This window comes from Paenibacillus sp. FSL M8-0142 (genome assembly GCF_038597315.1).
Classification (GTDB): domain Bacteria; phylum Bacillota; class Bacilli; order Paenibacillales; family Paenibacillaceae; genus Paenibacillus_AQ; species Paenibacillus_AQ lactis.
In genome coordinates, this window is record NZ_CP152008.1 from 3,440,798 (window position 1) to 3,456,452 (window position 15,655).

Sequence of the window (15,655 nt, forward strand, 5' to 3'; positions counted from 1 at the left end):
AATTCACCCGTCTTTCTTATTTGCAGCGTAGTATGATTCAATCATGTTCCTTAAATATGCAGATCGAGAGATCTCCAGCTCCCCACATTCACGATCAATTTCTTCCCAGATTTCTTCAGTTAGAGTCAAAGATATCTTCCTCGTCATTCCGATCCCTTTTCTTCCAGCTCCCTCGCGCGCTCCCCCGCGAGTAAACATGAAACCTAGTTGACCGTTCTTTTTTGAAAGACCAATTTTTATTTGATCATCGTTCAAAGTATACCAGTCCTTTGTTTTGATTTTGGTTACCATTTTCAATATCGCTACTTACATCGTACCACATTTTTCTATCCGGCAACAAATAAAAAAACTAATAAAGTGCCCGTAGCTTCTACGCTATGGATATATTGTGAGTGCTGTTCCCCTTGTTATAACCGGCATCTTGTCAATTCCCCTAAACACCACGCTATATTAACCCGGAGGCTAATGTGAATATCGCGAGCCCATGCGTCAAGGTCGATGGAAGGATGCCATATTTCATGCGGACATAAGCACATACGATTCCCTCGTACAAGGTAAATAGTAAAATCGGTCCCCCAATATCCGTTACCGTTAGTGCCAAAAAGATGTGCCCGGTTGCAAAGAGAATTGCCGAAATTACAGCTGCCTTCATAGGTCCGCTAATTCGTTCAAAGTACCCCTGTAAATACCCCCGAAACAGCACCTCTTCCATGAAGTTGCCGGCCAATGCCATAAAAAGTAACGGAAGCAAAACATAAGGAGGAACCGCTCCTCCTCGCTCTTCCAGATCGATGAAGGAATAGATTAGAGCAAACGGTAGGACGACAATCAGAGCACCCAGCATTCCGGCGAAAACAGAAGCCGCCTTGCCTTTGCCGCACCAGAACAGGAGATTTAATAAAGGTTTATTCGTAACAACGATACTGAAAGTAAGAATGAGCGACATCATGCCAAGCGTGACGAGTAACCACCCATCATCAAGAAATCGAAGCCATACGGTTTGCCCTGTCGCCCCCAGTTTCCAAAAGCCGAGAGGGGTCATGGCATCCCGGATTAAAATGAATCCCAATACGAGAATGAAAAGCCTTGCCTCTACTGTCTGCTTTGGCAACAACAAATACGCCATGATTAACAACAGGATCCCCGGCATAATTCGCAATGAATAGTCCATGAATTGTTCTAACAAGCAGGACAACTTCCTTTCTGTGTGATTTTTACTAAACGTTGAGCTCTATCAGGATTGGGATCCAATCCAGTATAAAATGCGCAGCTATCCCCCTTTACCGATTGTTGCGCTTTCGCCTCCCCATAACAGTTCCCATCATACAATGTAAAAAACTGGTGGGTCTAGAGAAACAGTTTTGTTATGATCTCTAAAATTAGGGTGTTGGAAAAGATGGTGCCTTCCTAGAAAATAGATAGCTTCAATGAACAATTTTGTAGGAGTGCACAAAACCAATGAAGAACCCTCTCTTCAATGTCATGAGATATTTCAACATTGTCTTCCTGATCAAAAGCACACAAAAACGCATTGTCCCATACAATGCGTTTTTGTGTGAATTCTTATTCAATTGAGTTTGCTCCAAGTTCTCATTGGCCTTGTCAATCGTTCAAATCTGCGATGTCGAGCTAATTAAGTTAAGTGCAACAGATGGATTATGACAAGCTGCCTTCATTCCTATGGACCGAACATGTAACGGTTAACCTAGTGTTTTTGGAACATGTCAATTAGGCTCGTGAAGCTATCACCAGCGTGTCCTCTAGCAACACCGCGTTTGAAGACATCCAGGACAGCGGCCGGCAGCGAAGCATCGATTCCTGCTTCATTTGATGTTTGAACGACGTGTTCGACGCTCGCCAGCCCCATCGCAAGTTTCTCCACATCACCGCTGTGTGTCCCAGCGTCAATCCTGGGAGCGTAGAATTCCAGTAACTTCGGCATAGTGGATAGAATGTCCGAAACATAAGCCAGGAGCTGTTCAGCCGTGATTCCGTTTGCTCTCGCCACCGCAACTGCATGCAGGTTGCTGAGCATAGCGGTCCAGAAGACATCGATTTGCAACTGGTAGTACAACATGGCAAGTCCCGGGTCCTCGCCCTTATAGCTAGTACTGGTCAGCACCTCCAGGATATTTTGGTGATCGTCGAAGGTTTTCCTAGGGCCGCTATATAGAGTGACGGATTCTTTATTACCGATACCCGGAGGCGAGGCCAACACTCCGCCGGTGAGCTGTACGGCGTTGCGTTCGGCTAACCATTCTGACGCTTCTCGTACTTTTTCAGGGGTATCCGAGCTCAGGTTTACGATAACTTTTCCGGTTAATTGCTCCGAGATCGGTTCGAAAATAGCATACATCGCACGGTAATCCGTTAAGCTGAGAACGATCAAATCATTGGACGTAATCGCTTCGCTGACCGTGGATGCCTTCATCGCACCTTTAGCCATCAAATCATCGGCTTTACTTAACGTGCGATTCCACACAGTCACCTCATAGCCCTTATCCAAGAAAGCGCCGACGATCGCCTTCCCCATGGGGCCTAGACCGATAACCGTAACCGATAAACGACTCCCAACTTTTTCAGTTCCATGACTGGCAGACTTGTTTATGTTTTCAATATGATCACTTTTCATTGGAATAACTCCTTTCATGGGATTGTCACTAATTACGACGGTTTAGTCTTAAACGCCTATAAAGATGCACAGAAATAATCAAGTTCACGTGTTTTGGTGCTTTGCTTGTTTAAAAAGCTCGGTAACAGCGGAGAAGTCGTCATCGGGGAACCCGGCAGCGACACGCCGGTCCATAAGAGATTGGATCGGGTCGAGCAGCTCTGTACTAATCCCTTGGTCCTTGCTGGCTTGCCGAATATTTCTGAAACCCACCTGCTGCATGGCAAGTTTGGCCGAGACGCCAACCGTAAATTCTTTCGTGTCGAACTGGCGGGCTAGATTAGGTATGATGCCGGTAATTGCAGTGAGGTAGGGAATCAAGAGTTCTGACGAGAAAGCCTGTGCCTTGATCCCTTCTGTGGCAACTACCGAGATAGCGTGCATGGCACCGGCGAGCATCCCATACATCGCACCATTCATCGCTAGATCCAGCAAGGATGCTAAACCGGCATCTTCGCCTAAGTAGGTGGACGCGCCCATTACATCCAACAATTCCTTATTGGAATCGAAGGAGTTCTTGTTTCCTCCACTGTAGAGGATAAAAGCATCCTCGGTTCCGATGATTTGCGGAACGGCCATGATACCGGCATCGATATAATCGTAACCTCGATCCTTAGCCCATTGTGCGGTATCACGTGCCTGCTTAGGAGTTCCGTTCGTTAGGTTGAACAGAACACGACCCTTAAGTGCATCACCGAGTGGATCAAGGATTTCATGTACGGCATCGTAATCCAGAACGCACAGGATCACGACCGGGCTTGCCTGTATGGCTTCACGAGGTGTGGCAGCAAGCACAGCTCCCTGCTTCACCAAGGCTTCTGCCTTCGCTGCCGTCCGGTTCCAAACCGTCGTAGGATATCCGTTTTGCAAAAATACATTTGCTAATGCCTGCCCCATCTCGCCAAGACCGATGATGGTCACTGGAGAGAGAGCTTCGTTCTTGCTTTGATCGGTACTCACTTTGATTTCCCCTTTCCCTTGTCGAAAGAAATATCGAACCATATAGAACCGTCTCCTGTTGGCCGCGTTCGTCCTTTATTCTAGACCTTGACACTAGTGTCAAGGTCAAACAAAAAACCACTGATGCTTGATCAGTGGCTTTGTAGAACTGAGATACTCGGTCGAAACGATGGTGCTTCGAAATATATTACCGTTGGTAATGGGACTTTTATTTAAGCCGGGCGGGGATTTCAAGCGTTACCTCAGCCCCGCCTTGAGGCCGATTGGAAAGCTGTAAAGAGCCATGATGGAGCCGTGCTACATTATTGGCAAATGTTAATCCGATGCCGTAGTGACCTTTCGCTGAACGGCTCTTGTCTCCCATATAAAACAGCTGGGTAGCCTGCTCCAAACCTTCAGTCGTAAAACCGCGCCCGCTGTCCGTCACTCGAAATTGTACGTGCTTGCCCGATGAGGAGACTGCCATTCGAACTTCTCCACCGTCAGGCGTATGATCCGCTGCATTCGTCAAAATGTTCATAACAGCACGATGGATCAGTTCATCATCAAAAGCCGGCTCCAGCGTCACTGTCTCTTCCAGGTCAAGTGCAATCTCGATCCTGCGCTGCCCGATATAACCCGAGAAGTCTTGCATCAGCCCAGCTGCAAAATCCCTCAGACAGATGGGCTTGAGCGTTATGTTCATGTCCTGTTCCGTCTTTGAGATATGGATAAGCAGGCTGACATACTGTTCGATCCTGCTGCTCGCATTTAAGATATATTCGGTATATCCTGCATGCTCCTCGCTTTGCTCATCAAGGCTCAGCAGTTCGGCATTTCCTTTGATAATCGTGACGGGGATCTTGATGTCGTGAGCCAACGCACTAATCTGCTCCCGCTTCCGGTTTTCCGTTCTCCACTGGGCTTGAAGCGAAGCTTCCAGCGCTTTGGCCATTTCCTGAAGAGAGGACAAAACATCATCGAATTCCTTAATCGCTGACCTCTCCGCCTCCATACTCAAATCCCGGCTCCGAATCCGCATGGTCAGCTGCTGAATGCGATCAAATTGCCGCTGTAATCTCCTGGCAAAGATCGTGGTCACGGCAAATACGATGCTAACGATCGCTATTATGCCGATGATGAGCGTCGTAAGCTCATAATCCGGAAAATGCGCTCTTAACCATGGCAATGTAAAGCGGGAACGGACCTTATAGTGGAGAACCACATATTCTTGCTCTCTTTCGACCACACGGTAAACGGCCTGTCCCTGATAGGCTGTTCTGTTCTGAATCGCTCGAATGGCCGCCTCCTCCCCGGAAGGATCCAGCGTGCCTTCAACCACCTGAAGCGTGCGTTTATCCACCACAACATAAGGAATGTCTTCAGGAATCAGTTCATGGGAAAACAATCTTGCCTCCTGTATACCCGGCTCCGCATCCAGAACCCGCCGTTCGTCATAATTGGCATGGACGACGAGACCTGCATTTATCGCCAGTCTGTTTAGGAGAACACCCAGCAGGACCAATACAATAAGGCAAACGGATAAGAGGATGACATAATGCAGCAGCTCCCGCCTAAGGCTGGATTGTCTTAATCGTTGTCCCATCGGTAGCCTACTCCCCACACCGTTGAGATGGGAGAGACCCCACGCGCCTTGAACTTACTGCGAATCGACCGGATAAACTCCGTAATCGTCGTAAATAAGGCATCTCCATCAATCCCGTAAACCTCCTCATGGATTTCTTCCCGGGTGAACACCCGCTCTCTTCGTCGAACGAGCAGCTCACAGATTTTGTATTCATTCGGAGTCAGCCGTACCTGCTGATCGCCTACCCATACTTCCTTCGCGTCAAAATCAAAGCTGACTCCCGAAACGGTAAGCCTGGACAAGCTTTTCTCCCGTGATTCTCTCCGCAAATGAGCATTCACCCGCGCACTAAGCTCTTTGACGCCGAACGGTTTTGCGATATAGTCGTCCCCTCCATGCATCAGCCCGTTCACCACGTCCTCCTCGTCCGACTTGGCCGTGAGAAAAAGAATCGGGCAGCTGACATACCCTCGAATCTTCCTGCACAATTCGAAACCGTCCACGTGAGGCATCATGACGTCCAACAGGATCAGATCGTATCCTTGAAATGCTTCAGGCTGGATCTCCGTCACTTCCGATCGGGTAATCACCTCATGACGGTCACGTCGCAGAATATTTGCTATCAATGCCAAAATGTCCATTTCGTCGTCGATTGCCAGTATTTTTGCCATCCTTACACCTCTTTCTATGTACAAGTGCCTTATTCATGCGCAGTCTTTCCTTCCCATCGGCGAAACCAGGCGATGCTTACCGCAAGACCGACCGCAGTCAACGAGACGGCAAATCCCATGCCCTGCGCCATCTTGTCTTGCACGTAGTTCGCCATTTCCGGAGCCAAGGAGCCGTCCAATACCATGCCGGTTAAACCACTGAATCGAACTCCCCACGCCCAAGGCACGTACATCCATACCTGATCGCCAAGACCGGTCGCCATGAGCGCAGTCATCAGCAATCCGGCTCCTCCCATAAGGATCGATGCGCCCATCCCGAACACAAACGCAATAAATAAATGCATCATCAGCAGCATGAAATTGGAACATGTAAGCCAGAACCACCCACAAACGTAACTCCATATAGGGATATCGGTCAAGTGCAACCCCCATTTCATACCCGCGATCCAAAGTACTACGGCAAGGAATATCAATAATCCTTGCAATAAGAGCAACAAAAGCAGTTTGCTCATATATCCGCTAATCCTGGATGCCGTTCCCCCGAGCAGCACTTGGAAATGGCCGGCTTGTCTTTCCTGGTCAATCATGAAGCCAGCCGCAAGTCCTATGAAAAAGGGCAGCGCAACGCCCAAACTCTCCATGTAGAACAAATACATCTGTGAGGAAGATTCTGTCCTGCCGGTAAAATACGCCAGAAAAAGCGCGGCGTAAGCGACGGGAATTGCGGCGAGAATCCAAATAAGCTTGGTACGTTTTAGTTTCGTCAGATCCGCTCTTAAACATCTCCATATAGTCATTCCCTGTCAGCGGCCTCCTTTTCCGCTTCGAATTTGCGGACCAAATCGCTGCATCGTCAACATGCTGAGTACCGCCGTAAGTAACAATGACATTCCAACCCCTACCGGCAGAACCTTCATATCCAGCAGCGCATGCCCCGGCTCCAGCAATGTCCCATTGGGGTGGACTCCGGCAATCGGAGCCATCAGCCGGATGGACCAGCTCCATGGGCATGCCCACCAGAATGTCCGTGAGGAGAGCGGAATCCCCAGGCCCATTGCACATGCGATGTTGGTTCCGATCGCTGCGGCTGCTCCCCATTTTTTGGCGATCCACATGAACAGGGGAATTTCCCAGAGAGTGGTTAGCCACAGCACCAATGCGGACATGAACGTGGCCATCGTAATGATGCTCTCTCCCGTAAAGAGCATGCCGACCGCCCCCAGAACCAAAAGATAGGCCGCGAAGGCTGCAAGAGAGTAGATGCTAATCACGATCAGCTTGGCTAGCCAGATGTTTCGGAGCGAAACCGGAAGCAGATAGACCCCTTGATAACGCGAAGCAAGCTGTTCCTTCTGATGCGTCAGGCTGGCCCATAGTGCCAGCATCAGGGGCAAGAACAAAATGGACCACCAATTGATGGTATTGGATACAAAGTACATCGGATTCATAAGCAACGAAAACGCCACATTTGCGACGGGTACCAGAAAGAAAAGCTTGGTTGAAAACGTACGTTTGAGCTTTAGGCGTTCCGATCGAAGATAAGGGATCATCTAAACGCCTCCCTTTCGTCTTGCAGGAGTTGTAGCGACATCCATAAATAGTTGCTCTAAATTTTGTCCGGATTGAACTTCCCCTTCATATAGCAGCTCGCCGTGGTTAATAATACCGATTCGGTCGGCTGTTTGTTCCACCTCGGACAACAAATGACTGGAAAGGATGACGGTCACCCCTTGACGGGGAAAAGAACGGATCAGCTCACGGAGCTCATGGATACCGACCGGATCCAGCCCGTTCGTAGGCTCATCGAGGATGAGCAAACGGGGGCGGTTGAGCAGTGCAATCGCTATTCCTAACCGCTGCTTCATCCCCATTGAAAAATTCCTTGCTGTTTTTTTGCCGGTCGTCGACAAATTCACCAAATCCAATACTTCTTGAATTCGCGAATCCGGAAGCCCGAGCAGCAGGCTGCGAACCTTCAGGTTTTCGAAAGCCGTTAAATTACCGTAAATCGGCGGGGATTCGATCAACGCTCCGATTTGCTTCAAATCCTGCCTGCTCCAGCGGTGACCGTCAAACCAGATGCTGCCGGATGACGGCGCAATGATGCCGGTCAGCATCTTAAGCGTCGTCGACTTGCCCGCTCCGTTAGGGCCGAGAAGTCCATAAATACAGTTTGCAGGCACCTGCATGGAGAGCTCCTTGACGATCTTTTCCTTGCCAAATTGCTTGGAGACCTTCTGCATTTCTAATAAAGGGCCATTAACCATTTTCATCATTCCTATCCTTTGAAATATGTTTAATTGATGCAGTTGTTTACTCTTCACGGACCAGCTCTGCTTCCAGAACCTTCCGGTTAAGCTCAATGATGATCCGGTTAGAGCTCCCCTTGGGTTCTCCTTTATGTCGATAGACGGAACCATACGTCATTGGGCTTTTCTCCCGAATGTCTTTTGGATCAAGGTATAGATAGGGATTCTTCAATTCGTCCTCGGTCCACCTCTTCCCCTCCTGATCCACATAATACGTTTCGCCGATAAAACCTATATGGCCGCCTTTAGACTCCGGATCGGCTTCCCCTTGCAGCTCATACAGTCTTCCGTCGAACACCAGACGGTCCAGTCGCCCTTCATCGATAAGCTGCTCGATCGTAAGGTCCGTTTCCTCGTCGAGTTCCAAGGTATAGTGGGCTGTTTTTTGCGTTTCCTCAACCACCTTTTGCGTGAACTGTTCCAGCCTTTCGCATCCTGTTAGTAGGAGCAGCGCGCTAACCGTAAAGAGGATCCAGCCTTTGGACGTTATCTTCATGTAACAAGCCTCCTTATATCCTGCATGTCAAAGATGATGTTGTAATAACAACGGTAATCGGGAAATATCAGAGAACCATCAAGATTCGAAGATTTTCTTCATGCCATGAAAAAAAAGCCGCCATCAAGGCGACTACTTTTAGTTTACATAATATTTATTATGTTTATTTGGAAAATCCTACATATTTATAACTGGCTTAACACAAGGTTAATCCATCGATAATAAAGCGATTATACAATTGGGTTGGCTTTCAAGGCCGAGGTCAGCCCGTGTCTTGAGAATCACTATTATAATCAGGGGGACTTATGTTGAAGAAAAAAATGACGCTTGTATCCGTATTCGCTTTGGTTATCGCGCTGCTTGCCGGCTGCGGCTCCAGCTCCAGCTCCGGCTCGGGCAATTCAACGCCTGATGCCCCATCATCGCCGACTTCGACTTCCCAATCCACAGGCGGTTCGGGCACAGCGGCTCAGACAATCGAAGAGCTGAAAATCAGCTTCGTCCCGTCCAAGGATCCGGATCAAATCATTACGGCAACGGATCCGCTCAAGGAATTGCTGAAGAGCCAGCTAGCATCCGAGGGATTTGATGTCGGAAAAGTCAGCATTGATGTAGGAACCACCTATGAAGCCGTCGGCGAAGCACTGACTGCCGGTACAACGGATGTCGGTTTTATACCGGGCGGCACATATGCTCTGTACGATGACGGAGCCGACGTCATTTTGACCGCCACCCGTGCTGGATTATCCAATGACTCCGACCAGGCCAAGGACTGGAACGATAATAAGCCGACCCAGCCGACAAGCGATCAGGCAACGTATTATCGGGCTCTGTTCATTGCAGGTCCATCCGATAAAGGTCAAACATTGGCTGCCAAAATCAACAACGGAGAAGAACTGACATGGGAAGAGTTGAACGATGCGAACTGGGCTGTGATGTCCACCTCTTCTTCCGCCGGATACATTTACCCTACGCTGTGGCTGCAAGACAACTATAACAAAAGCATTACCGACCTTTCCCACGTCGTAACATCCGACTCTTACGGCAGTTCCTTCGCCCGACTGGCGGCCGGACAAGTCGACATTATCGTTGCTTTCGCGGACGCAAGACGCGACTATGAAGAGCAATGGACAAATGAATTCGGCCGTAAACAATCGATTTGGGACGAAACGAATATTATCGGGGTCACTCAAGGCATTTACAATGACACCATTAGCGTCAGCAAGAACAGCCCAACCATGAACGACGAGCTGAAGGCCGCGCTTCAAAAAGCCTTTATCGCCATCGCCCAGACGGAGGAAGGGAAGAACGTGATCGCGGTATACAGCCACGAAGGCTACAAGGAAGCACAGCCTTCCGATTACGACGGCGAGCGCAAAGCGCAGGAGATAATTAAAAACTTGAAAAAATAATAAACACCGCATGATCGTCCAACGACTTTATTCTTTTATTAAAAGTGAGAGCATCAAGCCTTTAACCGATGTTCTCCTTTTTTTCTGTTCAGCAGCTGAATATGCGAGGATTGGAGTTTAGCCATGATTGAGTTTAACCACGTAAACAAGACGTATCACAACGGCACGAATGCACTCAAAAATATCAATCTGAAGATCGAACAAGGAGAGTTTGTGGCCGTAATCGGTTTATCCGGTGCAGGCAAGTCTACGCTGATCCGCTGCATTAATCGCATGCACGATATCACCAGCGGCCACCTTTACGTGAATCATGTCGATGTGTCCAAATTGAAAGGAAAACAAATTCGCCGTTTCCGAAGACGGATCGGGATGATCTTCCAGTCCTTCAATTTGGTCACTCGAATGAGCGTCATCAAGAATGTTCTGGTTTCCTTCGTGCCTGACCTTCCGATGTGGCGCAAGCTGACCGGTGTATTTACCAAGGAACATAAGCTCAAAGCATTGGAGGCTCTCGATAGAGTCGGCATTCTGGATAAAGCATACGTGCGAGTAGACCAGCTCTCGGGCGGGCAGCAGCAGCGTGTAGCGCTGGCGCGAACACTCGCCCAGAATCCGGATATCCTGTTGGCGGACGAGCCGATTGCTTCACTGGACCCGGTAACGTCGAAATTGGTTATGGACGATTTCAAAACCATCAATCAGACCATGAAGATTTCTGTGATCATGAACATTCATCATGTGGAGATCGCGCTGGAGTATGCCGATCGCATTATCGGAGTGCGCGAAGGCGAAATCGTCTTCGACGGAGCAGCCGATCAGGTGACCAAGGAAATCCTCGATAACATTTACGGCAGCAAGTCCAATGAAACTCCATTTTTGGCGGAGGCGAATTAGGCGCATGTTTGATAAATGGTTTCCTCCCAAAAAGATGGTTCTTCCAAACGGTAAAATCGTCCTGGAAAAAAGATCGCGGCTTCCCCTTACCTTGCTCACGCTCGCAGCCGTGACCGCGTTATCCGTCAATTTGACGGGGTTCAGCCTACATGTTCTGTTCACGAGGATCCGCCAGTTTTTTATCATTCTAGGCGAGATGATCCCCCCCAAATGGAGTTATACGCCACAGCTGTGGGGAGCCTTGCTGGATACGCTGCAGATGTCCGTGCTTGGGTCGATGATCGGCGCCCTTCTGGCTCTACCGTTCGCCCTGCTTGCTTCGTTCAACGTCATTCGCAACAAAGCGGTCGTGACCATTTTTAAAGTTATGCTTAGCCTGCTCCGAACATTGCCGACGCTGGTGACGGCGCTGATTGCAACCTTCGTTTTCGGATTGGGACCGACGGCGGGCCTGGTGGCCATCCTGCTCTTTACCCTATCGTACGTCGGGAAGCTTCTGTACGAGCAGATCGAAAACGTCGATATGGGCTCCTTCGAAGCCATGGAGTCGATTGGCATGACCCGTGTTCAAGCCTTTCGCTACGCTATTTTTCCGGAAGTGCTCCCGCGTTATCTGTCCACCACTTTGTTTTGCTTCGAGGGGAACGTGCGCTATGCGGCCATTCTCGGTTATGTAGGGGCAGGTGGAATCGGGCTCTTGATCAACGAAAATCTCGGATGGCGCGACTATCCGCGCGTAGGTATGATCATTTTGTCGCTGGGGGTCACCGTATACGTGATTGAAACGATCAGCGAGCATTTTCGAAAAAAGTTAAATTGAGGAGATCCATGCTATGACGACAATTGAGAAGCAGCTGCTTGCATCCCCCCGCAATCATCGCTATATGTTGACCGTGGCGGCAATCGTTCTGATTTTGTTCGCCTGGTCATTAAGCGCTGTAAGCTTTACAGACGTGAACCAAAACGGACTGGCAATCGCCCTTAACATATTGAGAGGCATTGTCCATCCGGATTTGGACCTGCTGTTCAGCGTCTCGAAGCAGAGTGTTCTCTACCTGCTCGTTCAAACGACGGCCATTGCATTTCTGGGTACGCTGGTGGGTGCCGTGCTGTCTGTTCCGCTCGCCTTTTTGGCCGCCTCCAATATCATGCCGAAGCCGATCGCTTGGCTTACAAGAATGCTGCTTATTCTGATCCGAACGATCCCTGCCCTCGTCTATGGGCTGATGTTCATCCGGGTATCAGGTCCGGGACCGTTTGCCGGGGTGCTCACGATCGGGCTGACCTCGATCGGTATGCTGTCCAAGCTTTACGTGGATGCGATCGAAGAGCTGGACAAGAAAGTCCTGGAGTCGATGACATCCATCGGCTGTACCACCTTTGAGAAGATCCGCTATGGAATTATTCCGCAGTTGTTCTCGCTGTTCCTGTCCGTTACCATTTATCGGTTCGACATGAACATGCGTGAGGCTTCAATTCTAGGACTCGTGGGAGCCGGCGGGATCGGAGCGCCGCTGATCTTTGCCATGAACAGCTATAAGTGGAATCAGGTCGGCTCCATCTTAATCGGCCTGGTCATCCTTATCCTCCTTATCGAATGGTTCTCGAACAAGCTTCGATCCAAACTGGTCCAAGGATAACAAGCTTATCTGACGGTCCTAATATGACGCTCCGTTCATCCGTAAACGCATAAACCTCCAACCCTGATGCAGCGCAGGATTGGAGGTTTTTTTCATAGGATGTCATACAAATGGTTGGTTTTGTTATGTGCGGATCTATTTAGTAGACGACCTTCCAGTTGTGATCGCAGACGGCATGGATGACCTGATGCTTCAAAATATAATCGGCCAAAATCTCCGTCATGTCCGTCGGAATCTCCCTGACGACAGGCTTGTTCATCAGCATCCGGAAGTTTCCGCCGCCTCCCGCCCGATAGCTGTTCATCACCACTTCGAACGTAGCGTCGGGATCCAAGGGGTGTCCGTTCCGCTGCAGCTTAATAACCCGTTCGCCTTCGGGTCTTGAAATGTCAAGCTCATAGTCAATCCCCTCCCACATGTCGTAGTTGAAGTGCTGCGGCTTCGGCTCCAGGTAACTCTCTGACACTTGCAATTGCCCCAGCTTGTCCAGAGTAAAATAACGGGCGTTCTGCTCCAACGCGTCCCGGATATCGCGTCCGGTTAGGAGAATCACCTTCAACGTATTGGGGTAGATATAGTTGGACACCACATCCCGCATCGTAATTTCCCCAAGGAAGCCCCGGGCTTCATTCGTAAAGATCGCGGCGCAGGATATACTTGCTCCCGTAACTTCCATTTGCACCCGATTGACGAACTCCGTGAATGCGTGATCCCCCAGTCTTGCCTCGAAGGGGTCCATGATGGACATATCGCCCTCGGCCCTGCCGATCGGCTGATCCAGCCAGGCTTGCGTTTTCCTTTCTTGCTCGGCAAACATCGCAAGCACGACATGATCCGCCTCTGCTTGCTCCGCTGGCAGCAGCTGGGCGCTCTTGCCGCGGATCGACCATCTGCCTTCCTTCTCCCGCTCGAATGTCAGCTGAACCTTGGCGATTGCCTGTCCTGCGGAACCGGGCTGAGCAAATACAACGCCGTTCAGCTCGCCGGCAAGCAACCGATGCTGGTGCCCGGTCAGCAACACGTCGAGGCCTTGTAGGCGCATGCACATCTCGTAGCCTTGATTTTCTCCCGTCTGCGGTTCGGTAGGGTCTCCGGTAGCAGGATCCCGCTCGAAACCGCCATGATAGCATACAACAACAGCGTCGGGACGTTCGTTTTCTCGAATATGGTTGATCCATCGCTGTCCGGACTCAAGGGCATCCTCAAAGGTTAAGTCGTGAATGTGCTTAGGCTCTTCCCAGTGTGGGATATGATGGGTGGTGACGCCAAGCACCGCGACCCGAATCCCCTCTTTCATCTCAAACATCCGGTAAGGCTGCCCGAACGCCGGACGACCGCCTTGTTCGTTCATAATATTCGCGCACAGATAGGGACAGGTTGCGTCCTCGATCGCTTGATTCAACAGCTCCTGCCCGTAATTGAACTCATGATTGCCGATCACCGCCGCATCGTACTGGAGTGCGTTCAGCGCGCTTGCAGCGGGGTGCGTGCCGGTTCTGTCGTACTTGGCGTAATGATACATAAACGGCGTACCCTGCAGAAGGTCCCCGTTGTCCAGCAGTATAAGCTGCGGGGCTTCCAGCCGTTCTCTGTGAATGATCTCAGCCAGCTTGGCGAGCCCAATGGGCTTGTCCCCGGGCCCCCGATAGTCCGTCGGATAAATATGGCCATGAACATCGCTGGTTTCCAATATCGTAACGACTACTTTTTCTTTCGGCTCCACTCCGCGTGTCCTCCTATCGTCTCAGTGTTCAGACCTTACAGTCTTCTATTATACGGGTGGAGTATTATGGATATATAAAAAACAACAGGATAAGGATTATCCATAGCGCATCGCTTCTACCCAATCACCTGCGACGAATAGGCCATGAACATCGGGAACGACAGGGCTTGGAGTCAGCCCATTCCCATTTTGATGGATCGTGCGCGAATCGTGGCCTACGAGGACGTTCGGAGAAAATCGGATTGCAACGACTTCCTTCTCCCAGCCTGGCTCCAGAAGATCCAGAAGATCGGTCAACGCTTTCTTGTCCGCTTGCGCATCTCTCCTGTTATCGTTGCCGTTATACCTCATCGCGTGCAAGACGAGCGCACCGTTGTCGCTCAGCTTGACGGGTCCTGAATGTTTGGAGAAGTATAGTGGTGCATCCAATCCAAGCGCAAACACACGCTCTGGATATGGGAAATGTCTCAAAGCCACGTCCAGACATGCGGCATACAGCGGACGCGCTTGTGCTTTCCATCTGCTGATCGATAGCCCATCCGCTCCCGGCAAGAGTCGGCAAAGTTCATGCGGCCCTATTGCCGCGATGACGACGGATACTTTCACTTCTTTACCGTCTGATAGCTCGACGCCATGTACGAGGCCGTTCTTAATCTGTATTTGCTGGGCGCCATTACCCGTAACGAAGGAAGCTCCGGCATGGATCGCTGCATCGCGCAAATTGTTTACGACGCTCTGCCAGCCTCCCTCTACATACCGGACACCATTACCGGCAAGCTGCCCTTGCCGGATTGCAAATCCCGCGCTCATCAAGTCCATCGCATCGCAATAGGTCCACTGCCGACACATGGCGAGGAAGAGGAGACGAACGCGCTCGTGAAGAATGTTATCGTCCGCCCACTGTTGCAGGCTGATCGACCGGATTGATTCAGCATTGATTTGTCCGATGCCGCCCATCAGGGAGCTCCACTCCCGGCTTTCTGCCGAGGTCAAATCCTTCGGTACCTCTACGATCTTTTCCCGTATGATCCCGATCATGCTGCCCTTGGACGCATAGCCGCCCTCAGGCAGGCAGCCAAGCTCGTTTAAGATCCGAAGTGCCGCTCCCCCCTCATACATCGCATGGGGACCCAGGTTGAATAGCGCTCCGTTTAACTTAACCGTTTGGGCAAGTCCTCCAAGCTGGTTTTCCTTTTCCAGCACGATGACGGATTTCCCTGCTCTCGCCAAATAAACGGCTGCCGTCAATCCTGTAAGTCCACCGCCGATCACGGCAATATCGAAAGATTTATTATGGAAAGTCATCTCGTTC

Annotated in this window: 16 protein-coding genes; 4 read left to right on the forward strand and 12 right to left on the reverse strand. The window is 50.2% G+C overall.

Annotated elements, in window-relative coordinates; genetic code table 11:
• Positions 1–3: 3 nt before the first annotated feature.
• The 10 genes from NSQ46_RS15945 to NSQ46_RS15990 form a co-directional block, all read right to left on the reverse strand.
• Complete coding sequence (locus NSQ46_RS15945) at positions 4–291, reverse strand: ribbon-helix-helix domain-containing protein (protein WP_232239236.1); 288 nt, start codon at positions 289–291, stop codon at positions 4–6.
• 154 nt (positions 292–445) lie between these two features.
• Positions 446–1,186 (reverse strand): CPBP family intramembrane glutamic endopeptidase, encoded by a 741-nt coding sequence (locus tag NSQ46_RS15950; protein ID WP_007131317.1) that lies wholly within the window; start codon positions 1,184–1,186, stop codon positions 446–448.
• A gap of 519 nt (positions 1,187–1,705) precedes the next feature.
• The gene (locus NSQ46_RS15955; protein ID WP_007131315.1) at positions 1,706–2,632 is read right to left on the reverse strand and encodes an NAD(P)-binding domain-containing protein; all 927 of its coding nucleotides are present in this window, start codon (positions 2,630–2,632) and stop codon (positions 1,706–1,708) included.
• 84 nt (positions 2,633–2,716) lie between these two features.
• Positions 2,717–3,673 (reverse strand): NAD(P)-binding domain-containing protein, encoded by a 957-nt coding sequence (locus NSQ46_RS15960; RefSeq protein ID WP_007131314.1) that lies wholly within the window; start codon positions 3,671–3,673, stop codon positions 2,717–2,719.
• Between the two features lie 166 nt (positions 3,674–3,839).
• Entirely contained in the window at positions 3,840–5,216 is a 1,377-nt protein-coding gene (locus NSQ46_RS15965; protein ID WP_342573922.1) for a sensor histidine kinase, read from the reverse strand.
• A complete protein-coding gene (locus tag NSQ46_RS15970; RefSeq protein WP_342573924.1) occupies positions 5,201–5,869 on the reverse strand; it encodes a response regulator transcription factor in 669 nt (222 codons plus the stop codon). Before NSQ46_RS15970 ends, NSQ46_RS15965 begins: the two co-directional genes overlap by 16 nt.
• Before the next feature lie 29 nt (positions 5,870–5,898).
• A complete protein-coding gene (locus tag NSQ46_RS15975; protein ID WP_342573926.1) occupies positions 5,899–6,666 on the reverse strand; it encodes a lantibiotic immunity ABC transporter MutG family permease subunit in 768 nt (255 codons plus the stop codon).
• A 6-nt stretch (positions 6,667–6,672) separates the two neighbouring features.
• The gene (locus NSQ46_RS15980; RefSeq protein ID WP_342573927.1) at positions 6,673–7,419 is read right to left on the reverse strand and encodes a lantibiotic immunity ABC transporter MutE/EpiE family permease subunit; all 747 of its coding nucleotides are present in this window, start codon (positions 7,417–7,419) and stop codon (positions 6,673–6,675) included.
• The gene (locus NSQ46_RS15985; protein ID WP_342573928.1) at positions 7,420–8,136 is read right to left on the reverse strand and encodes a lantibiotic protection ABC transporter ATP-binding protein; all 717 of its coding nucleotides are present in this window, start codon (positions 8,134–8,136) and stop codon (positions 7,420–7,422) included.
• Between the two features lie 46 nt (positions 8,137–8,182).
• Positions 8,183–8,674 (reverse strand): NisI/SpaI family lantibiotic immunity lipoprotein, encoded by a 492-nt coding sequence (locus NSQ46_RS15990; RefSeq protein ID WP_051425036.1) that lies wholly within the window; start codon positions 8,672–8,674, stop codon positions 8,183–8,185.
• A gap of 305 nt (positions 8,675–8,979) precedes the next feature.
• Between NSQ46_RS15990 and NSQ46_RS15995 the strand changes: the two genes are divergently transcribed.
• The 4 genes from NSQ46_RS15995 (at position 8,980) to phnE (NSQ46_RS16010) (ending at position 12,620) form a co-directional block, all read left to right on the forward strand.
• Positions 8,980–10,086: a PhnD/SsuA/transferrin family substrate-binding protein gene (locus NSQ46_RS15995; RefSeq protein WP_028404250.1), complete on the forward strand. Its 1,107-nt coding sequence runs from the start codon at positions 8,980–8,982 to the stop codon at positions 10,084–10,086.
• A 123-nt stretch (positions 10,087–10,209) separates the two neighbouring features.
• Complete coding sequence (gene phnC / locus NSQ46_RS16000) at positions 10,210–10,980, forward strand: phosphonate ABC transporter ATP-binding protein (RefSeq protein ID WP_342573931.1); 771 nt, start codon at positions 10,210–10,212, stop codon at positions 10,978–10,980.
• Positions 10,981–10,984: 4 nt separating this feature from the next.
• On the forward strand, positions 10,985–11,800 hold the full coding sequence (gene phnE / locus NSQ46_RS16005; RefSeq protein WP_007131305.1) for a phosphonate ABC transporter, permease protein PhnE: 816 nt from the start codon (positions 10,985–10,987) through the stop codon (positions 11,798–11,800).
• A 13-nt stretch (positions 11,801–11,813) separates the two neighbouring features.
• A complete protein-coding gene (phnE, locus tag NSQ46_RS16010; protein WP_342573932.1) occupies positions 11,814–12,620 on the forward strand; it encodes a phosphonate ABC transporter, permease protein PhnE in 807 nt (268 codons plus the stop codon).
• Positions 12,621–12,759: 139 nt separating this feature from the next.
• Here the strand turns inward: phnE (NSQ46_RS16010) and NSQ46_RS16015 are convergent, their stop codons facing one another.
• Together NSQ46_RS16015 and NSQ46_RS16020 are read right to left on the reverse strand one after the other, a co-directional pair.
• Complete coding sequence (locus NSQ46_RS16015) at positions 12,760–14,343, reverse strand: bifunctional UDP-sugar hydrolase/5'-nucleotidase (protein WP_342573934.1); 1,584 nt, start codon at positions 14,341–14,343, stop codon at positions 12,760–12,762.
• 96 nt (positions 14,344–14,439) lie between these two features.
• Complete coding sequence (locus NSQ46_RS16020; protein WP_342577001.1) at positions 14,440–15,648, reverse strand: NAD(P)/FAD-dependent oxidoreductase; 1,209 nt, start codon at positions 15,646–15,648, stop codon at positions 14,440–14,442.
• Positions 15,649–15,655: the final 7 nt, after the last annotated feature.

Bases quoted from the DNA above. Each gene is read 5' to 3' on its own strand.
- NSQ46_RS15960 (WP_007131314.1), bottom strand. From the start codon at position 3,673: ATGGTTCGATATTTCTTTCGACAAGGGAAAGGGGAAATCAAAGTGAGT.
- phnE (WP_342573932.1), top strand. From the start codon at position 11,814: ATGACGACAATTGAGAAGCAGCTGCTTGCATCCCCCCGCAATCATCGC.
- NSQ46_RS15975 (WP_342573926.1), bottom strand. From the start codon at position 6,666: ATGACTATATGGAGATGTTTAAGAGCGGATCTGACGAAACTAAAACGT.
- NSQ46_RS15985 (WP_342573928.1), bottom strand. From the start codon at position 8,136: ATGGTTAATGGCCCTTTATTAGAAATGCAGAAGGTCTCCAAGCAATTT.
- NSQ46_RS15955 (WP_007131315.1), bottom strand. From the start codon at position 2,632: ATGAAAAGTGATCATATTGAAAACATAAACAAGTCTGCCAGTCATGGA.
- NSQ46_RS16020 (WP_342577001.1), bottom strand. From the start codon at position 15,648: ATGACTTTCCATAATAAATCTTTCGATATTGCCGTGATCGGCGGTGGA.
- NSQ46_RS15965 (WP_342573922.1), bottom strand. From the start codon at position 5,216: ATGGGACAACGATTAAGACAATCCAGCCTTAGGCGGGAGCTGCTGCAT.
- NSQ46_RS15980 (WP_342573927.1), bottom strand. From the start codon at position 7,419: ATGATCCCTTATCTTCGATCGGAACGCCTAAAGCTCAAACGTACGTTT.
- NSQ46_RS15970 (WP_342573924.1), bottom strand. From the start codon at position 5,869: ATGGCAAAAATACTGGCAATCGACGACGAAATGGACATTTTGGCATTG.
- NSQ46_RS15990 (WP_051425036.1), bottom strand. From the start codon at position 8,674: ATGAAGATAACGTCCAAAGGCTGGATCCTCTTTACGGTTAGCGCGCTG.
- NSQ46_RS15945 (WP_232239236.1), bottom strand. From the start codon at position 291: ATGGTAACCAAAATCAAAACAAAGGACTGGTATACTTTGAACGATGAT.
- phnE (WP_007131305.1), top strand. From the start codon at position 10,985: ATGTTTGATAAATGGTTTCCTCCCAAAAAGATGGTTCTTCCAAACGGT.
- NSQ46_RS15995 (WP_028404250.1), top strand. From the start codon at position 8,980: ATGTTGAAGAAAAAAATGACGCTTGTATCCGTATTCGCTTTGGTTATC.
- phnC (WP_342573931.1), top strand. From the start codon at position 10,210: ATGATTGAGTTTAACCACGTAAACAAGACGTATCACAACGGCACGAAT.